This window comes from Rhodococcus sp. IEGM 1330 (assembly GCF_033142445.1).
Taxonomy (GTDB): Bacteria; Actinomycetota; Actinomycetes; order Mycobacteriales; family Mycobacteriaceae; genus Rhodococcoides.
This window is the reverse complement of record NZ_JAWLSB010000009.1, coordinates 199,269-216,664: the sequence shown is the minus strand read 5'-3', so window position 1 is coordinate 216,664 and position 17,396 is coordinate 199,269. Positions and strand designations below refer to the sequence as shown.

Here is a 17,396-nt window from a genome sequence, read left to right as displayed (position 1 = left end):
GGTCACACGACCGCCAGAGGCAGTGCAGTCGGGTGCACCGGCGACGGTAATTCCGAGTGTCCGGTGAGGAAAGCATCGACTCCGTGGGCCGCCGAACGACCCTCCGCGATCGCCCACACGACCAACGACGCACCGCGATGCGCATCCCCGCACACGAACACCCCGGGTGCCGTGGTCTGCCAGTCGGGACCACACGAGAGCGCGCCCCGCTTGGTCAGCGCGAGGCCGTATTCGTCGAGTAGCGGACCGTGCTCGACGCCCTCGAAACCGATGGCGAACAACGCCAGATCACAGGGCAATTCGATCTCCTCCCCGATGGGCGTGACGATGCGTCGACCGTCCGCGTCGCGCTGCACCTCCACCTCGGCGAGCACCATCACGCGAACGTGCCCGCGCTCGTCACCGAGGAATCGCTGGACCGCGACCTGATGACGCACGACGCCACCCTCGGCGTGGGCAGGCGAGGTGCGCAGTACCAACGGCCAGGACGGCCACGGCGAGAGACTCTCGTCGCGAGCCCCGGGCAGCGCGGGGTTGTAGTCGAGTTGCGTCACCGACGCAGCGCCCTGTCGGTGGGCCGTTCCCAGGCAGTCGGCTCCGGTATCGCCACCGCCGATGATGACCACATGCTTGTCCGCAGCGGAGATGGAGGTGGGACCGTCGCCCTCGCATTCCTTGTTCGACGGCACCAGATGCTCCATGGCCAGGTGAATGCCGTCGAGATCACGACCGATGACCTCGGCGTTGTCACGAGCCCGCAGAGCTCCGACCGCGAGAACGACTGCGTCGAAGGATTCGCGGAGTTGCTCGACGGTGAAGTCGATGCCGACCTCGCAGTCGGTGACGAAGTGTGTTCCCTCGGCTCGCATCTGCATGAGGCGCTGATCGAGTACGGACTTCTCGAGCTTGAACTCGGGGATGCCGTAGCGGAGCAGTCCGCCGAGACGATCGTCCCGCTCGTAGACGGTGACGTCGTGCCCGGCGCGTGTGAGCTGTTGCGCCGCAGCCAATCCCGCAGGACCCGATCCGACGACGGCGACCCGCTTGCCGGTGGTGATCGTCGGCGGCTGCGGAACGATGCTGCCGTCTTCCCAGGCCAGGTCCGCGATCGTCTGCTCGACCCGCTTGATCGTCACGCTACCGCCGGTGGCCGCCTCGGAGATCGACAGCACACACGCCGATTCACACGGGGCCGGGCACACCCGCCCGGTGAACTCCGGAAAATTGTTGGTCGCATGGAGTCGGTCGCTGGCCGCATCCCAGCGGCCACGGCGCACCAGGTCATTCCACTCGGGAATCAGATTTCCCAGCGGGCAGCCCGCAGTTCCCGAGTGGCAGAACGGGATACCGCAGTCCATGCAGCGACGCGCCTGGTCGGAGACCTCGGCGGCACGCTCGCTCGTCGGCTGGTGCGAGTACACCTCGCTCCAGTCCTTGACGCGATCGCCGATCGGACGCTTGACAGCCTCACGCTTGACGACTTTCAGAAATCCCTGTGGATCAGCCACGTGCAGCCTCCATGATCGCAGCATCGACGTCGCGCCCTTCGGCTCGCGCCATTCTTGTCGCTTCCAGCACTCGCTGGTAGTCGACGGGCATGACTTTGGTGAACAACGCAGACCGGCGGGGCCAGTCGGCCAGCAACGAGGTCGCAACGGTCGAACCGGTCCAGCGCTGATGATTCTCGACGGTCTCGCGCAGCCACACCAGATCGTCCGGGTTGGGCACCTGCAGTTCGACCATCGCCATGTTGACGTCCGCAGGATCGAGACCGAGGACGAATGCGATGCCACCGGACATACCCGCCGCCATGTTGCGGCCGGTCGGCCCGAGCACCACGACACGACCGCCGGTCATGTACTCGAACGCGTGGTCGCCCACACCCTCGTTCACCGCGATCGCGCCCGAGTTACGGACCGCGAACCGCTCCCCCGCCTTACCGCGCAGGTACACCTCGCCCGAGGTGGCACCGTAGAGAATCGTGTTTCCTGCGATCACGTTGTCCTCTGCGACGAACGGCGCATCCTCGGCGGGGCGCACGACTATTCGGCCGCCCGACAATCCCTTGCCGACATAGTCGTTCGCGTCACCGACCAGGTCGATGGTGATACCCGGCGGCAGGAAGGCCCCGAGAGACTGACCGGCCGATCCGGTGAACGCGATGCGAATGGTGTCGTCCGGCAACCCGACCGCGCCGTAGCGCCGAGTGACCTCGGACCCCAGAAGTGTTCCTACCGTGCGATTGACGTTGCGTACCGGCAGCTCCAACGTGACCGGGTGGGCGTCCTCGAGCGCTCCCTCGGCCAACTGGATCAGCGTCCGATCCAGCGCGAGGTCGAGACCGTGGTCCTGCGCGCGGAGGCGTCGACGCTGCGTCATCGGGGCACCGTGCCGGTCGACGGGCATCGCGAAGATCGGCGCGAGATCGAGTCCCTTGCTCTTCCAGTGCGCCACTCCGGCTGCCGTCTCGAGCACATCGGCGTGACCGACCGCCTCGTCGATACTCCGGAAACCGAGCTGCGCGAGATACTTTCGCACGTCCTCGGCGATGAACTTGAAGAAGTCCTCGAGGAACTCGGGCTTGCCGGTGAACCGCTTGCGCAGCTCCGGGTTCTGCGTCGCGACACCGACCGGGCAGGTGTCGAGGTGGCAGACGCGCATCATGATGCACCCCGCCACGATCAGCGGAGCCGTCGAGAATCCGAATTCCTCAGCGCCGAGCAGCGCCGCGACGATGACGTCGCGTCCGGTGCGCATGCCGCCGTCGCACTGCACAGTGATCCGGTCGCGCAGGCCGTTGAGCACCAGCGTCTGCTGAGCGTCGGCCAGCCCGATCTCCCAGGGAGCGCCTGCGTGCTTGAGCGAGGTCAACGGCGCAGCACCGGTTCCACCGTCGTATCCGGAAATGAGGACGACATCGGCGTGCGCCTTGCTGACGCCCGTCGCCACCGTGCCGACGCCGACGGAACTGACGAGCTTGACGTGCACGCGAGCCTTCTCGTTGGCGTTCTTGAGATCGTGGATCAGCTGCGCGAGATCCTCGATCGAGTAGATGTCGTGGTGCGGGGGCGGCGAGATGAGGCCGACACCCGGCGTCGAATGTCGGGTCTTGGCCACCCACGGATACACCTTGTAACCGGGCAGCTGACCGCCCTCGCCCGGCTTGGCACCCTGCGCCATCTTGATCTGAATGTCCGTGGCGTTGACCAGGTAGTCGCTGGTGACGCCGAACCGACCACTGGCGACCTGCTTGACGGCACTGCGTCGCGTCGGGTCGTACAGCCGGTCGACGTCCTCGCCGCCCTCGCCCGAGTTGGACCGTCCGCCGAGATTGTTCATCGCGACGGCCATCGTCTCGTGCGCCTCGGCGGAGATGGATCCGTAGCTCATCGCGCCGGTGTTGAACCGCGTGACGATCGACTCGACCGATTCCACCTCGTCGAGGGGAACCGGCGGTCGCACATCGTCCTTGAACTCGAACAGACCGCGCAGTGCACCGCCTTCGCGAGCGAGCCGGTCCACCTCGTCGGTGTACTTCTGGAACACGTCGTATCGGCCGGTACGCGTTGCGTGCTGCAGCAGGAACACAGTCTCGGGGGTGAAGAGGTGCAGCTCGCCTTCGCGACGGAACTGGTATTCGCCGCCGATGTCCAAGCGGCGATGGACGCGGTCGGTCGGATTCTCGGGGTACGCCCGACGATGGCGCAGCTTGACCTCCTCGGCGAGCACGTCGAGACCGACGCCGCCGAGCTTGCTGACCGTGCCCTTGAAGTACTCGCGCACCACCTCGCGGTCGAGACCGACGGCCTCGAAAACCTGTGCGCCGGTGTAGGACCCGACGGTCGAGATGCCCATCTTCGACATCACCTTCAGTACGCCCTTGCCGAGCCCGTACAGATAATTACGTACCGCGATCGTCGGTTCGACTCCGGTCAGTTCGCCCTCGCCGACCAGATCCTCGATCGACTCCATCGCCAGATACGGGTTGACCGCTGCGGCACCGAAGCCGATGAGCAGCGCCAGATGGTGCACCTCGCGCGCGTCACCGGACTCGACGACGAGTGCGATCTTGGTGCGCTCCTTGGTGCGAACCAGGTGATGGTGCACCGCCGAGGTGGCCAGCAGGGACGGGATAGGGGCCCGAGTGTGGTCCGAATCGCGATCGGAGATGATCAGCGTGGTGTACCCCGCAGCGATCGCCTCCGACGCCCGGGCACGCAACTCCTCGATGGCCTCGGCGAGACCTTCGCCGCCTCGCTCGACCTCGTACAGTCCACGCAGGACCGTGGCCGACAGTCCTGGATGGTCTCCGTCCTCGTTGATGTGAATGATCCTGTTGAGCTCGTCGTTGTCGAGAACCGGCCACGGCAACACGATCTGCCTGCACGACGCCGCAGTGGGCTCGAGCAGGTTCTGCTCCGGACCCATCACCCGCGCGAGCGAGGTCACGATCTCCTCGCGGATCGAATCCAGCGGCGGGTTGGTGACCTGCGCGAACAGTTCGATGAAGTAGTCGTAGAGCTGACGCGACCGCTGCGACATCACTGCGGCCGGAGTATCGGTTCCCATCGAGCCGAGCGGCTCGCCCCCGGATGCGGCCATCGGCGTCAGCACGACGCGTAGGTCTTCCTCGGTGTAGCCGAACGCGACCTGTCGGCGCACCACCGAGTCGTGGTTGTACAGGATGTGAGCACGCTCGGGCAGGCTCTTGATCTCGAGCAGGCCGGCATGCAGCCACTCCTGGTACGGATGTTCGGTTGCCAGTTGGAGTTTGATCTCCTCGTCCGGCACGAGACGTCCGGCGACAGTGTCGATCAGGAACATCTTTCCGGGCTCGAGACGACCCTTGGCGACGACCTCGGATTGCGGCACGTCGAGCACGCCTGCCTCACTGGCGAGGATCACGCGGCCGTCCGCCGTCTGCCACCAGCGGCCGGGGCGAAGGCCGTTGCGATCCAACACAGCTCCGACATAACTGCCATCGGTGAACGTCACGCAGGCCGGACCGTCCCAGGCCTCCATCATCGACGAATGGAACTGGTAGAACGCCCGCACCCGCGGGTCCATCGTGCGGTGGTTCTCCCACGGCTCGGGCACCATCATCATCACCACGTGCGGCACGCTGCGGCCGCCGAGGTGCAGCAGTTCGAGCACCTCGTCCAGGGACACCGAGTCCGAGGCATCGGGGTTGCAGATCGGGAACAAACGCTCCAGGTCCCCGGGAATCAGGTCGCTCGACAGCAGCGCTTCGCGAGCCCGCATCCGGTTTCGGTTGCCCTTGACGGTATTGATCTCGCCGTTGTGCGCAACGTAGCGATGCGGGTGCGCCAGCGGCCACGACGGGAACGTGTTGGTCGAGAAGCGACTGTGCACGATGGCAATGGCACTCTTGCACAAGGGGTTACGCAGTTCCGGGAAGTACAGCGGCAGCTGCATCGTGGTGAGCATGCCCTTGTAGACGATGGTGCGCGAGGACAACGACGGAAAGAACAGCCCCGAACCCTCGGCCTCGATCTCGGGGGTGACCCGCTCGGAACGCTTGCGTAATCCGTACACCAGACGGTCGAGAGCGAGACCGGCCGGGCGCGTGCCGTCGAGCTCGGGGGCGGTGACGTAGAGGTAGCTCATGTACGGCATACATCCGAGGGCGGTGAGGCCCACGTCGGCTCGATCGGGATCGACCTCGACCGGAACCCAACCCAAGATGTCCAGACCCTCTTCGGCCGCAACGGATTCGACGCGCTCGACGGCCATCGCTCGCTCACGGATGCCCTGCGGCAGAAAACACACTCCGGCCGCGAACGTGTTGTCGCCGTCGGCTCCGGCCGCGGGCAGATCGAACGGCGCGAGCGAGGCGAGGAGTTCGACCGGCAGCTGAATCAGAATGCCCGCGCCGTCACCACTGTTCGGCTCGGCACCGGCAGCTCCGCGATGTTCCAGGTTCTCCAGTGCCAGAACCCCGTCGGCGACGATCGCATGGGAGCGGCGACCCGCGATGTCGGCGATCATCGCCACCCCGCAGGAATCCTTCTCCAAGCTCGGGTCGTACAGACCTTGCTCCGCAGGCATCCGAGAAAACAGCACCACGATCACCTCCACGTAGGCCGGTGGGGTGCGTGAAGGCGGTGCAGTGTCTTCGACCCTGCACCGGAAGTCTCGGCAACCCCGCCGGCTGGTCGGCTCGAGTCGACCGAAACGGTCGGAAGAGCCGAATTGAACTGCCTGTCGGGAATTCACCGGGACAGCTCTGGCCCGCGAAAGAATCCGGGATCTCTCCCGGATGGCGAAATCGTAGCAGCTGGCATTCGCATCGATGCAACTGCGAATGCCGGCTGTGACGAATGTGATCGTCAGTCGCGCAGCGGTCGACCGTGCTGATCACGCACGCTGCCGGTGAGCATCATGATGCCGTCGATCAACGGCCAGATTCCGCCGATACCGCAGGTGAGCCACGTGACGGCTATCTGCGCCACCGCCATGCCCGGCTGGTTGAGATAGAAACGCCCGGCTCCGAACGCGCCCAACAGAATGCCGAGCAGACCTGCCGTCAGCTTCTGCTTGTCTGAGAACGGCTCACCGGTGACCGGGTGCCGACCGTACGGAGCCGTCGGGTCCATGTATCCGGGCCCGCCTGCGTACTGGGGACCACCGTATTGGGGACCGCCGAACTGTGGAGCGCCGTACTGCCCGCCCGCATACGGCGGGGGCGGCGGCGCACCGTACTGGCCGGAACCGTCGGATGGTGGTGGGTAACCAGCGCCGGTTGGAGGTCCGAAGTGCCCCTGATCGTCGGCGTCGGGAGTGCCGTAGTTCGGGGTGCTGTAATTCGGGGTGGTGTAGTTCGGGTCGGGAACCCCGTACACGGGACCCGAGCCTGCGGGAGAGCCCTTGTCGAACGAGATGGTCGGCTCCGACGGACTGGATCCGTCGCCCGAGGATCCGTCCGAGGACGATGTACCTGAGTCACTCACGTCGAGCTCCCTTACTTCCGATGCAGTATCAGCAAGGGCATCAGTCTCTCAGTTTTCGCCCCTGAGCGTCCGTCACATTGCCCACCAGTATCAGCACGCCGTCGACGACGTGCCATACGAAGAGCCCCAACAGCAGAATCACTCCGAGGCCGAACGCTGCGGTGAGGAGGAATCCGAAGAAGAACAGGAGCAATTGCGCGATGCCGATTCCGGTACTTCCGAGGTAGAAGCGGCCGACTCCCAACCAACCGAGAAACAGCTGCAGCAGGCCGCCGACGATCTTGGACTTGTCCGACAACGGCACGCCGGTCACCGGATCGCGCCCGTACGGTGCATCTGGGCCCACGCCGAACGCGGGTCCACCCGGATAGCCAGGGGGTACGCCGTAACCCTGTTGGCCGTAACCCTGCGGGCCGTAACCCTGCGGGCCGTAACCCTGCGGGCCGTAACCCTGCGGGCCGTAACCCTGTTGGCCGTAACCCTGCTGTTGCCCGAAGCCCTGCTGGCCGTAGCCCTGCTGGCCGTAACCCTGCTGGCCGTAACCCTGCTGACCGAAACCTTGTGGGCCGTAACCCTGATTCGGGTCGGTCTGCCGGCCGTACTCGTGCTGTGGGTAACCGGGGGGTGCCGGAAATCCGCCGAGCGGATTGTCGGTACTGCCGTCCGGGCTCGGCGCCGGGTAGCTCGGCGTGCTGGACCAACCCGGCCCGTTTCCGATACCCGAGTATGTGTCCCACCCCGGGCCCGTGGGACCGGTCGGACCGTGCGAGGGCGCGGACTCCGAGGTTCCGGGCGGCTCCGAGAGCGACGCTTCGGCCGTGGCGTCGTAGTCGAACGGCGTGCCGAACGACGCAGTCGGCTTCGTCACGCCGTCGCTCGAATCGGCAGTGGAACCCGGTTCGGGATCGGGTTGAGGGGTCTTGTCGAAATCAACCACGCGTACTGCCTTCTTCCTCGGCTTTCTTGTCGGACGCCTGAGCGGGCTGCGCGTCGACGGTGCCTGCGTCCGTGGTGTCGTCGGCCGGCGTCGGGCGCGAGCCTTCCGCATCCGAGGAGGTGTCCTCGGAAGCGGCCTCGCGATCCTCGTCGTCGTTCGACCTCAGCGTCGCCGGTTCTTCACGGCCCTTGGTGGCGATCACGAAGTACGCGAGCGCCAGAACGAAGATGATGGCGGAGGTGAAGGTGTTGACGCGTATGCCGGCGATCGTCGTGGCGAAGTCGTCTCGCATGAGTTCCACCCAGAAGCGTCCGGCGCAGTATCCGGCCACGTACAGCGCGAACAATCGACCGTGGCCGATCGTGTACTTGCGGTCGATGAGAACCAGAAGCACGACGACCGCGACGCTCCACAACAGCTCGTACAGGAACGTCGGATGCACCACCTTTTCCACGAAACCGGTCGAGATCCCGTTGAGTGGATCGAGCCGTCCGTTGGCGTCGACACGTTCGTAGATCTCCAGACCCCACGGCTGTGTGGTGGCGCGTCCGTACAGTTCCTGGTTGAAGTAGTTGCCGATGCGGCCGATCGCCTGGGCCAGCAGAATCGGGGGGCCGACGGCGTCACCGAACGCGGGCAACGGAATTCCGCGTCGACGGCAGGCGATCCAGGCACCGACGCCGCCGAGGAACACCGCTCCCCAGATTCCCAGCCCGCCGTTCCAGACGTACAGCGCTTCGATCGGGTTTCCGCCGGGACCGAAGTACGTCTTCCAGTCGGTCGCCACGTGGTACAGACGTCCGCCCAGCAGACCGAACGGGACGGCCCAGACTGCGACGTCGAGGACTGTGCCCTTGGTTCCACCTCGGGCCACCCAGCGTCGATCACCCCACACCACGGCAACGACGATGCCGATGATGATGAACAGGGCGTAGGCCCGCAGAGCCAGCGGTCCGACGTGCCACACCCCCTGTGGCGGACTGGGAATGTAGGCCAGGATCGCGGTCGAAGTCACGACGCTACGTTAGCGGAACGGACACCCTCGGCGAGTTCCGTCGTCAGGTCACGCACGGCGTCGAGTCCCTTGTCGACGGCACTGACCAACGCCGAACCGACGATCACGGCGTCGGCGTACCGGGCGATCTCGGCGGCCTGAGCACCCGAGCGAACCCCGAGGCCGACGCCGATGGGGATGTCGGAATGCTCACGGATGCGCGCCGACAGCGCGGGAGCCATCGAAGACACCGCGTCGCGGGCACCGGTCACGCCCATCGTCGACGCGGCATAGACGAAGCCGCTGCTGGCTTCGACGGTGCTCACGAGACGCTCCTCGGTGGACGACGGGGCGACGAGGAAAATTCGGTCGAGTCCGTAGGTGTCGGAGACCCCGATCCACTCCTTGGCCTCGTCCGGAATGAGATCAGGGGTGATGATTCCGAGCCCACCCGCATTGGCCAGATCCCGAGCGAAGTTCTCGATGCCGTACTTGAGCACCAAATTCCAATACGTCATGACGACCGCTTTCCCACCCGCGGCAGCAACCTGCTCGGTGACGGCGAACACGTCCTTGACTCGCGCACCGGCTCTCAACGCCACATCCGCTGCAGCTTGAATCGTGGGACCGTCCATCACCGGATCGGAGTACGGAATGCCGACCTCGACGATGTCGCATCCCGCGTCGACCATCGTCTTGAACACCTCGACCGAGCGCGGCACGGTGGGAAAGCCTGCGGGTAGATACCCGACGAGCGCTGCGCGCCCTTCGGCGCGGCACTGCGCGAAAGTACCCGACAGGCGAGAGTTGTTGTTGCTCATGGCTTGATACCCACTTCGTCGTCCACGTTCGGTTCGCCGTCTCCGTCGATCAGTCCGAACCATTCGGCCGCGGTGTCGACGTCCTTGTCGCCGCGTCCGGACAGGTTGACCAGAATGATCGCGCCCTTGCCCAGCTCCTTACCGAGCGTCATAGCGCCGGCGATGGCGTGCGAGGACTCGATGGCGGGAATGATGCCCTCGGTGCGGCACAGCAGCTTGAAGGCGTTCATCGCTTCGGTGTCGGTGATTCCGCGGTACTCGGCCCGCCCGATGTCGTGCAGGTAGGAATGTTCCGGACCGACACCCGGGTAGTCCAATCCCGCTGAGATGGAATGAGAGTCGACGGTTTGACCGTCCTCGTCCTGCAGTAGGTAGGAGTACGCACCGTGCAGCGCACCAGGCGTTCCACCGCTGATGGTCGCAGCGTGACGACCGGTTTCGACGCCGTCACCCGCCGCCTCGAAACCGATCAGCCGAACATCGGCATCATCGATGAAGGCATGGAAGATTCCGATGGCGTTGGAGCCACCGCCGACGCAGGCAGCAATGGCATCGGGCAGCCGTCCCGTGGAGGCGAGCACCTGCTGCCGCGCTTCGAGGCCGATGATGCGCTGAAAATCGCGCACCATGACCGGGAAGGGGTGCGGACCGGCGACGGTACCGAAACAGTAATAGGTGTTGTCCGCGTTGGTGACCCAGTCGCGCAGCGCCTCGTTGATGGCGTCCTTGAGAGTTCGTGATCCCGACTTCACGGCCACCACACTCGACCCGAGCAAGCGCATGCGGGCGACGTTCAGAGCTTGCCGCTCGGTGTCGACCTCACCCATGTAGACAACGCATTCGAGCCCGAGGAGGGCGCATGCCGTCGCGGTGGCCACTCCGTGCTGGCCGGCACCGGTCTCGGCGATGATGCGGGTCTTGCCCATCCGCTTCGCCAGCAGCACCTGGCCCAGAACGTTGTTGATCTTGTGAGAACCGGTGTGGTTGAGGTCTTCTCGCTTGAGGAGAATTCGAGCGCCGCCTGCGTGCTCGGACAGCCGGGTCGCCTCGAAGACCGGAGAGGGTCGGCCGGTGTAGTCACGCTGCAGCCGATCGAGCTCACCGAGGAACTCGTTGTCGCTGCGCACCTTCTCGTACTCGGCGGTGACTTCCTCGATCACACCCATCAGCGCCTCGGGCACGAATCTGCCGCCGTAGACACCGAAGTGACCGCCCACATCGGGCTCGTGCGCGCTGCGATCGGTGAGGCCGATGCTGCTCTGCGGCAGATCAGCGCCCTTGAAACGGACTACCTGTGGGGCGTCCGTAGTGCCTGAAGAATTGCTGGTGCTCACCGGTCCAGTGTGCCCCAACGGCGGACAGCCGCCGCGCTCGGGTCGGGTGCCGGGTCAGCCGTGTTCGGGTCAGCGTGCGGGCTTGGGGCACGACGGATGCGTTCCCGCCGTCACCAGGTCCGAGACGGCCGTGCGCGGATCTCCTGCGGTGACCAAGCCCTCGCCGACGAGTACCGCGTCGGCACCGGCACCGGCGTAGGCGAGCAGATCTGCAGTGCCACGCACCCCGGACTCCGCGATTCGAATGATCTCGCTGGGCAACCCGGGCGCGATGCGGCCGAAGCTGTCACGATCGATCTCGAGTGTCTTCAGATTGCGGGCGTTGATGCCGATGACGCTGGCACCGGCCTCGAGGGCGCGATCCGCCTCGGCCTCGGTGTGCACCTCGACCAGCGCCGTCATACCCAGCGACTCGGTGCGGTCGAGCAACGACGTCAACGCGTCCTGTTCGAGAGCGGCGACGATCAGCAGAATCACGTCGGCACCGTGCGCCCGAGCCTCGTGGATCTGATACGGACCGACGATGAAGTCCTTGCGCAGCACGGGAATCGAGACGGCGGCACGGACTGCGTCGAGGTCAGCGAGAGACCCGTGGAACCGACGCTCCTCGGTGAGAACGCTGATGATCCGAGCGCCGCCCTGCTCGTACGCGCGAGCCAGAACGGCCGGATCACCGATGTCTGCCAGCGCGCCCTTGGACGGGCTCGCCCGCTTCACTTCGGCGATGACTCCGATGCCGTCCTCACGGAGGGCAGCTGCCGCGTCGAGGGGGGCCGGGGCTGCCTTCGCCGCTGCTTTCACGGCGGCGAAATCGACCACCGATTCACGCGCGGCCACGTCGGCTCGTACACCGTCGAGAATCGAGTCGAGAACAGTCATGGTGCCCCCAGTCCTTTCTGAGCGTCGACGTCCGATGTGAGGAATCTCATCGGGGTCGGATCTAGCGTAGAGGGCCGTTTCAATCCGACGAACGCCGGGTACCGGACTCGTCGGTAGGGTCTTCACCGGCATCGAGCGCGTCCCACATCATGCGTTCGGTGAGGTCCTCTCCCTCGTCCTGCACGCCGGCACCGGATGCCGTGGTCCGCGCGCGCCGAGCGACCTCGTCGCGACGCACCGCCGGGGCGTCGTACTTGGATGAGAGTACCTGCGGGGCAAACGTTTTCCGAATCGACACCACGGCAGCAGCGAAGGCGCAGACTGCACCGACGAGGGTGACGATCGCAGGCAGAAGCGAGACGTCCGTCATCGAGACCTGGGCGCGTGCCGGAAGCTCCGCCAGCGCCGCGGACTCCGAATCGGATGCCCCGGCAGTGAGCAAACGAACCGCCGGAATCGCGGCCGCCGCGGCCACCACCGCGATCAACAGGGCCAGCACCCGAGAGGCCCACCCCCGCACGGCGAACGACGCGGCGATCGCCGCCACGAGCACCAGCGCGAGCGGCGTCGTGGCAGCAGCCCAGGTGCTGCCGAGAAGCTCGTCGGTTCGGCTCTCTCCGAGGCCGTCGAACGACGTCACCCGAACCCACGTCATCCTCGACGCGCCCCACAGGCACGCCGCAGCAACGACCAGAAGGGCGACGGGTAGAGCGGCCGACCCGCGGCGACCGGTCATCGGCCGCCGACCTCACGGAGCGATTCCGCTGCGGCGACGGCTCCCAGCACCGCCATCGCCTTGTTCCGCGCCTCGTCGTCCTCGTATTCCGCAACCGAGTCGGCCACGACGCCTGCCCCGGCCTGAACGTAGGCGGTGCCGTCCTTGATCAGTGCGGTGCGAATCGAAATGGCAGTATCGGCGTCCCCCGCGAAATCGAGGTAGCCGACGATGCCGCCGTAGATGCCGCGTCGCGTCGGCTCCAGCTCGTCGATCAGTTCCATCGCGCGCACCTTCGGTGCCCCGGACAGGGTGCCCGCCGGGAAGCAGGCCTTGACCGCGTCGAGGGCGCGCTTGCCCTCGGCCAACCGTCCGGTGACCGTCGACACCAGATGCATGACGTGGCTGTATCGCTCGATGTGTCGGTAGTCGCTCACTCGCACGGTGCCGGGAGCGCAGACGCGTCCGAGGTCGTTGCGTCCGAGATCCACGAGCATCAGGTGCTCGGCGTTCTCCTTCTCGTCGGCCAGCAGATCTTTCTCGAGCAGCACGTCCTCTTCCTCGGACGTGCCGCGCCAACGAGTGCCCGCGATGGGATGCGTGGTGGCCAGACCGTCGACCACCGTCACCAATGCCTCGGGGCTCGATCCGACGATGGAGAAGGCCGTTTCGTCGTTCTCCCCCGGTACGTGCATCAGATACATGTACGGGCTCGGATTGGAGGCCCGCAGCATCCGGTAGACGTCGAGGGGTGACGCGTCGGTATCCATCTCGAAACGCTGGGAGAGCACCACCTGGAACGCCTCACCTGCTTCGATCTCCTCCACCAGGCGAGCGACGTCGGCACCGAAGCCCTCGGACGTGCGCTGTCGGCGGAACTGCGGCGCGGGCTTGGACACGGTGGAGACGGTGGAGGCAGCGGGCTTCGACAGGTCCGCGCACATACGGTCCAGACGACGCACCGCGTCGTCGTACGCCTCGTCGACGCGATCGTCGGTGCCGTTCCAGTTCACCGCGTTCGCGATCAGGGTGATCGCGCCCTCGTGATGGTCGACGGCCGCGAGATCGGTGGCCAGCAGCATGACCAACTCCGGAACACCGAGGTCGTCCTGCGCGTGCTCGGGCAACTTCTCGATGCGCCGCACCGAGTCGTATCCGAGGTAGCCGACCATGCCGCCGGTCAACGGGGGCAGACCGGGCAACCGCTCCGAGTGCAACAGCTCCAATGTCCGCGCCAGCACTTCGAGAGGGTCGCCGCCGCTCGGCACCCCCGCGGGGACGTTGCCGCGCCACGCGGCCTCACCGTCGATGACCGTGAGCGACGCCGGCGCGCCTGCACCGATGAACGACCACCTGGACCACGAACTGCCGTTCTGTGCGGACTCGAGCAAGAAGGTTCCGGGTCGGTCGGCACCGAGCTTGCGGTACGCCGACAGAGGAGTCTCGGAGTCGGCGAGCACCTTTCGCGTCACGGGCACCACGCGGTGCTCTGCGGCGAGCTGCCGAAACACCTCGCGCGAGGTGGTCGAGTCCGAGTTCTCGGTGTCGGGGGTAGGGCTGGGGTCGGTGGTCGTCTCGCCGTGCATCGCTCCATCCTCCCAGGTTCGGCGCGAGGGTCGTCGCTCGCGGTAACCTGCCCAGCATGAAACCAGGCGAGCTCGTTCCCGATTTTTCCCTGCCGGATCAGACCGGAGAGACCCGAACACTGACCGAATTGCTGGCGAACGGTCCGATCGTGCTGTTCTTCTACCCCGCTGCCTTCACCCCCGGTTGCACCGCCGAGGCATGCCACTTCCGGGACCTGGCATCGGAGTTCGCCGAGGTCGGAGCAACCCGCGTCGGCATCAGTGCCGATGCCGTCGCCAAGCAGGCAGAGTTCGCCGCCGCCAAGTCCTTCGACTACCCACTGCTCTCCGACGAGGACGGCACCGTCGCCACAGCATTCGGCGTCAAGCGCGGTCTGTTGGCCAAGCTCTCCCCGGTCAAGCGCGCGACGTTCGTCATCGGCACCGACCGGAAGGTCCTCGAGACCTTCTCGAGCGAAGTACGGTTCGAAGCCCATGCGGACAAGGCTCTGGAGTACCTGCGGGCACACCGCACGTAGAGCACTGTCCGACGCGATGCCTCGGGTGGGGGGAACCTCGAGGCATCATGTGCAGACCACAACTATCTGTATAGGAGTGGAGCCTGCAGGAACGACCCAGAGACACAGCAGTGGAGCCTGCAGGAACGACCCAGAGATCGAGAGGTTCCCCGCGATGGATACGCCGGCTACACCGAAGGAGGCGACACCCGAGGATATGGTGGATGCCCGCTGGCTCACCGAGAGCCAACAGCAGGCGTGGCGATCACTCGTCGCTCTGGTCACTCGGTTGCCGGCAGCTCTGGACGCGCAGCTGCAACGCGATGCGCAGCTGACTCACTTCGATTACTTCGTCCTCGCAGTGGTCAGCGAGAACCCACAGCGCCGCATCCAGCTCCGGGATCTGGCCGAATACGCCAACGCGTCACTTTCACGCTTGTCACACGTGATCACCAAGCTGGAGAAAGCCGGGTGGGTTCGGCGCGAGAGCATCCCGGGCAGCCGAGGATCCTATGCGGTGCTGACCGACGCCGGAATGGACAAGGTCGTCGGATCGGCACCGGGTCACGTCGCCACCGTGCAGGCGCTGATCTTCGACGGTCTGTCCGAGTCGGAGGTCGGCGAGCTCGCCACCCTGAGCTCGACTCTGCTGGCGCAGTTGGACAAGGGAATAGCAGCAGGAACCGGTCACGCCTGAGCGTCGGGGCCCAACAGGACGTCGGCATCGAAACAGGTGTGAGCGCCGGTGTGGCACGCCGCGCCGGTCTGATCGACGACCAGGAGCACGGTGTCACCGTCGCAATCGAGCCGAACCTCGTGCACGTACTGCGTGTGACCCGACGTCTCACCCTTGACCCAGTACTGCTGCCTGGACCTGGAATAGTAAGTGCCCTTGCGGGTTTCGAGAGTTCGAGAGAGCGCCTCGTCGTCCATCCAGGCGACCATCAGTACCTGACCGGTCGACCGTTCCTGCACGACGGCGCTGAACAGTCCGGCCTCGTTGCGCTTGAGCCGCGCGGACAGCGTCGGGTCGAGTGTCATCGGTAATCCTCTTCGCTATCGAACGACGATGTGCTCGGCGCGCATCGCATCTTTGACCTGGCCGATGGTGAGATCGCCGAAGTGGAAGACGCTCGCGGCAAGAACCGCGTCCGCTCCGGCGTGCACTGCCGGCGAAAAGTGTTCCACGACGCCCGCTCCGCCGCTGGCGATCACCGGCACGTGCACCGCGGACCGGACTGCAGCGATCATCGGCAGATCGAATCCGGCCTTCGTTCCGTCGGCGTCCATCGAATTGAGCAGGATCTCCCCAACGCCCAGTTCTGCACCACGTACCGCCCATTCGACGGCGTCGATGCCGGTGCCACGTTTGCCGCCGTGAGTGGTGACCTCCCAGCCCGACGCGGTGTCCTGCTGCCCCTGCGGGACGGTTCGGGCGTCGACCGAGAGCACGATGCACTGTGAGCCGAACCGTTCGCTGAGCTCGCGCAGCAACTCCGGTCGGGCGATCGCAGCGGTGTTGACACTGACCTTGTCCGCCCCGGCTCGCAACAGTCGATCCACGTCGGCGACGGTGCGCACTCCCCCGCCGACGGTGAGCGGGATGAACACCTGCTCGGCGGTGCGGCTGACGACGTCGAGCATCGTGCCTCTGTCCGACGTCGACGCGGTGACATCGAGGAAGGTCAGTTCGTCGGCCCCCTGCGCATCGTAGGCGGCCGCGAGCTCCACGGGATCGCCTGCGTCACGGAGGTTTTCGAAGTTGACTCCCTTGACGACGCGTCCGGCGTCGACGTCGAGGCACGGAATCACTCTGACCGCGACGCTCATCGCACCGGTCCTTCCAGATAGTCGACGGGATCACCGAGTTCGGTGATCACCTTCAGCAATTCGTCGTGCACTCCTGGTCCAGCTGCGAGGACCGACGCCGAGTCGACCGTCCATGGTTCACCCGCGAGGTCGGTGACGATTCCGCCTGCCGCGCGCACCAGCAGCGCACCGGCTGCATTGTCCCAGGCACGGTGACCGAAGACCACCGCGCCGCCGAGGACTCCGCTGGCCGTGTAGGCCAGATCGACCCCGGTGGCACCGTGCATCCGCAGTCGCGAGGAATGCATCGACAACTCTTCGAGAATGCGAAATCGGAACCGACCAGGCAGAGGACCGCGGCTGGCGACGTTGAACGCACCGAACCCGATCATGGATTCGCGCAACGCTTTCGGCTGCAGCGCCGGAAGGACGACGCCGTTGAGCAACAGGGGGCCGCCTGCCACAGCGGCGAAACGCTGATCCACCAACGGCAGCCAGGTGAGCCCGAGGACCGGCTCGCCATCGTCGAGCAACGCCAACAGCGTTCCGGCCGAGGGCAATCCCGACGAGTAGTTGAAGGTGCCGTCGATCGGGTCCAGCACCCAGACGAGTCCCGAGTTCAGATCCGGTCCCCCGAACTCCTCACCGTGAACGGCGATTCCGGTGGCCTCGAACAATTCCGCACTGAGCCGCCGCTCGAGTTCCAGGTCCACTGCAGTGGCGAAGTCGTCGGGGCCCTTCTGCACTGCGCTCGGTGCGCCGACGCCGGCGACGAACCGATCGTGGATGCCGTCGAGCAAACCACCGGCGATCTCGAGCAGACGAGTCGGTTCCTCGGGAAGGGTCATTACTG

15 protein-coding genes are annotated in these 17,396 nt (G+C 65.8%); 2 read left to right on the top strand and 13 right to left on the bottom strand.

The genetic code is table 11. The features are described from left to right. Positions 1 to 2 precede the first annotated feature (2 nt). From R4P57_RS20720 to R4P57_RS20675, 10 genes are all read right to left on the bottom strand, one after another. Positions 3 to 1,508: a glutamate synthase subunit beta gene (locus R4P57_RS20720; RefSeq protein ID WP_317804710.1), complete on the bottom strand. Its 1,506-nt coding sequence runs from the start codon at positions 1,506 to 1,508 to the stop codon at positions 3 to 5. Further along, complete coding sequence (gene gltB / locus R4P57_RS20715; protein WP_317804773.1) at positions 1,501 to 6,084, bottom strand: glutamate synthase large subunit; 4,584 nt, start codon at positions 6,082 to 6,084, stop codon at positions 1,501 to 1,503. The genes R4P57_RS20720 and gltB overlap by 8 nt, the downstream gene beginning before the upstream one ends. 266 nt (positions 6,085 to 6,350) lie before the next feature. Then, the gene (locus R4P57_RS20710; protein ID WP_317804709.1) at positions 6,351 to 6,971 is read right to left on the bottom strand and encodes a TM2 domain-containing protein; all 621 of its coding nucleotides are present in this window, start codon (positions 6,969 to 6,971) and stop codon (positions 6,351 to 6,353) included. A gap of 40 nt (positions 6,972 to 7,011) precedes the next feature. Beyond that, complete coding sequence (locus R4P57_RS20705) at positions 7,012 to 7,908, bottom strand: TM2 domain-containing protein (protein WP_317804708.1); 897 nt, start codon at positions 7,906 to 7,908, stop codon at positions 7,012 to 7,014. Continuing rightward, positions 7,901 to 8,923, bottom strand: a complete 1,023-nt coding sequence (lgt, locus tag R4P57_RS20700) for a prolipoprotein diacylglyceryl transferase (RefSeq protein ID WP_317804707.1) — start codon at positions 8,921 to 8,923, stop codon at positions 7,901 to 7,903. The genes R4P57_RS20705 and lgt overlap by 8 nt, the downstream gene beginning before the upstream one ends. Then, positions 8,920 to 9,723 (bottom strand): tryptophan synthase subunit alpha, encoded by an 804-nt coding sequence (gene trpA, locus R4P57_RS20695; protein WP_317804706.1) that lies wholly within the window; start codon positions 9,721 to 9,723, stop codon positions 8,920 to 8,922. The genes lgt and trpA overlap by 4 nt, the downstream gene beginning before the upstream one ends. Next, positions 9,720 to 10,991, bottom strand: coding sequence for a tryptophan synthase subunit beta (gene trpB / locus R4P57_RS20690; RefSeq protein WP_411742406.1), 1,272 nt, complete (start codon positions 10,989 to 10,991; stop codon positions 9,720 to 9,722). The genes trpA and trpB overlap by 4 nt, the downstream gene beginning before the upstream one ends. Positions 10,992 to 11,126: 135 nt before the next feature. Beyond that, positions 11,127 to 11,936: an indole-3-glycerol phosphate synthase TrpC gene (gene trpC / locus R4P57_RS20685; protein ID WP_037192691.1), complete on the bottom strand. Its 810-nt coding sequence runs from the start codon at positions 11,934 to 11,936 to the stop codon at positions 11,127 to 11,129. Between the two features lie 79 nt (positions 11,937 to 12,015). Then, positions 12,016 to 12,672: a TIGR02234 family membrane protein gene (locus R4P57_RS20680; protein WP_317804704.1), complete on the bottom strand. Its 657-nt coding sequence runs from the start codon at positions 12,670 to 12,672 to the stop codon at positions 12,016 to 12,018. Beyond that, the gene (locus R4P57_RS20675) at positions 12,669 to 14,237 is read right to left on the bottom strand and encodes an anthranilate synthase component I (protein ID WP_317804703.1); all 1,569 of its coding nucleotides are present in this window, start codon (positions 14,235 to 14,237) and stop codon (positions 12,669 to 12,671) included. The genes R4P57_RS20680 and R4P57_RS20675 overlap by 4 nt, the downstream gene beginning before the upstream one ends. Positions 14,238 to 14,293: 56 nt before the next feature. Between R4P57_RS20675 and R4P57_RS20670 the strand changes: the two genes are divergently transcribed. Together R4P57_RS20670 and R4P57_RS20665 are read left to right on the top strand one after the other, a co-directional pair. Beyond that, on the top strand, positions 14,294 to 14,755 hold the full coding sequence (locus tag R4P57_RS20670; protein ID WP_094612620.1) for a peroxiredoxin: 462 nt from the start codon (positions 14,294 to 14,296) through the stop codon (positions 14,753 to 14,755). Between the two features lie 154 nt (positions 14,756 to 14,909). Beyond that, complete coding sequence (locus R4P57_RS20665; protein ID WP_317804702.1) at positions 14,910 to 15,431, top strand: MarR family winged helix-turn-helix transcriptional regulator; 522 nt, start codon at positions 14,910 to 14,912, stop codon at positions 15,429 to 15,431. On the opposite strand, the gene hisI is transcribed toward R4P57_RS20665, so the two are convergent. From hisI to R4P57_RS20650, 3 genes are read right to left on the bottom strand one after another with little or no spacing between them, the layout of a single operon-like run. After that, positions 15,422 to 15,775: a phosphoribosyl-AMP cyclohydrolase gene (hisI, locus tag R4P57_RS20660; RefSeq protein WP_317804701.1), complete on the bottom strand. Its 354-nt coding sequence runs from the start codon at positions 15,773 to 15,775 to the stop codon at positions 15,422 to 15,424. The genes R4P57_RS20665 and hisI overlap by 10 nt on opposite strands. A 15-nt stretch (positions 15,776 to 15,790) precedes the next feature. Then, complete coding sequence (gene hisF, locus R4P57_RS20655) at positions 15,791 to 16,564, bottom strand: imidazole glycerol phosphate synthase subunit HisF (RefSeq protein WP_317804700.1); 774 nt, start codon at positions 16,562 to 16,564, stop codon at positions 15,791 to 15,793. Continuing rightward, complete coding sequence (locus tag R4P57_RS20650) at positions 16,561 to 17,391, bottom strand: inositol monophosphatase family protein (protein WP_317804699.1); 831 nt, start codon at positions 17,389 to 17,391, stop codon at positions 16,561 to 16,563. The genes hisF and R4P57_RS20650 overlap by 4 nt, the downstream gene beginning before the upstream one ends. Positions 17,392 to 17,396: the final 5 nt, after the last annotated feature.

Coding starts and splice junctions, on each gene's coding strand:
- trpA (WP_317804706.1), bottom strand. CDS start 9,723: ATGAGCAACAACAACTCTCGCCTGTCGGGTACTTTCGCGCAGTGCCGC.
- trpC (WP_037192691.1), bottom strand. CDS start 11,936: ATGACTGTTCTCGACTCGATTCTCGACGGTGTACGAGCCGACGTGGCC.
- R4P57_RS20680 (WP_317804704.1), bottom strand. CDS start 12,672: ATGACCGGTCGCCGCGGGTCGGCCGCTCTACCCGTCGCCCTTCTGGTC.
- R4P57_RS20675 (WP_317804703.1), bottom strand. CDS start 14,237: ATGCACGGCGAGACGACCACCGACCCCAGCCCTACCCCCGACACCGAG.
- R4P57_RS20670 (WP_094612620.1), top strand. CDS start 14,294: ATGAAACCAGGCGAGCTCGTTCCCGATTTTTCCCTGCCGGATCAGACC.
- R4P57_RS20665 (WP_317804702.1), top strand. CDS start 14,910: ATGGATACGCCGGCTACACCGAAGGAGGCGACACCCGAGGATATGGTG.
- hisI (WP_317804701.1), bottom strand. CDS start 15,775: ATGACACTCGACCCGACGCTGTCCGCGCGGCTCAAGCGCAACGAGGCC.
- hisF (WP_317804700.1), bottom strand. CDS start 16,564: ATGAGCGTCGCGGTCAGAGTGATTCCGTGCCTCGACGTCGACGCCGGA.
- R4P57_RS20650 (WP_317804699.1), bottom strand. CDS start 17,391: ATGACCCTTCCCGAGGAACCGACTCGTCTGCTCGAGATCGCCGGTGGT.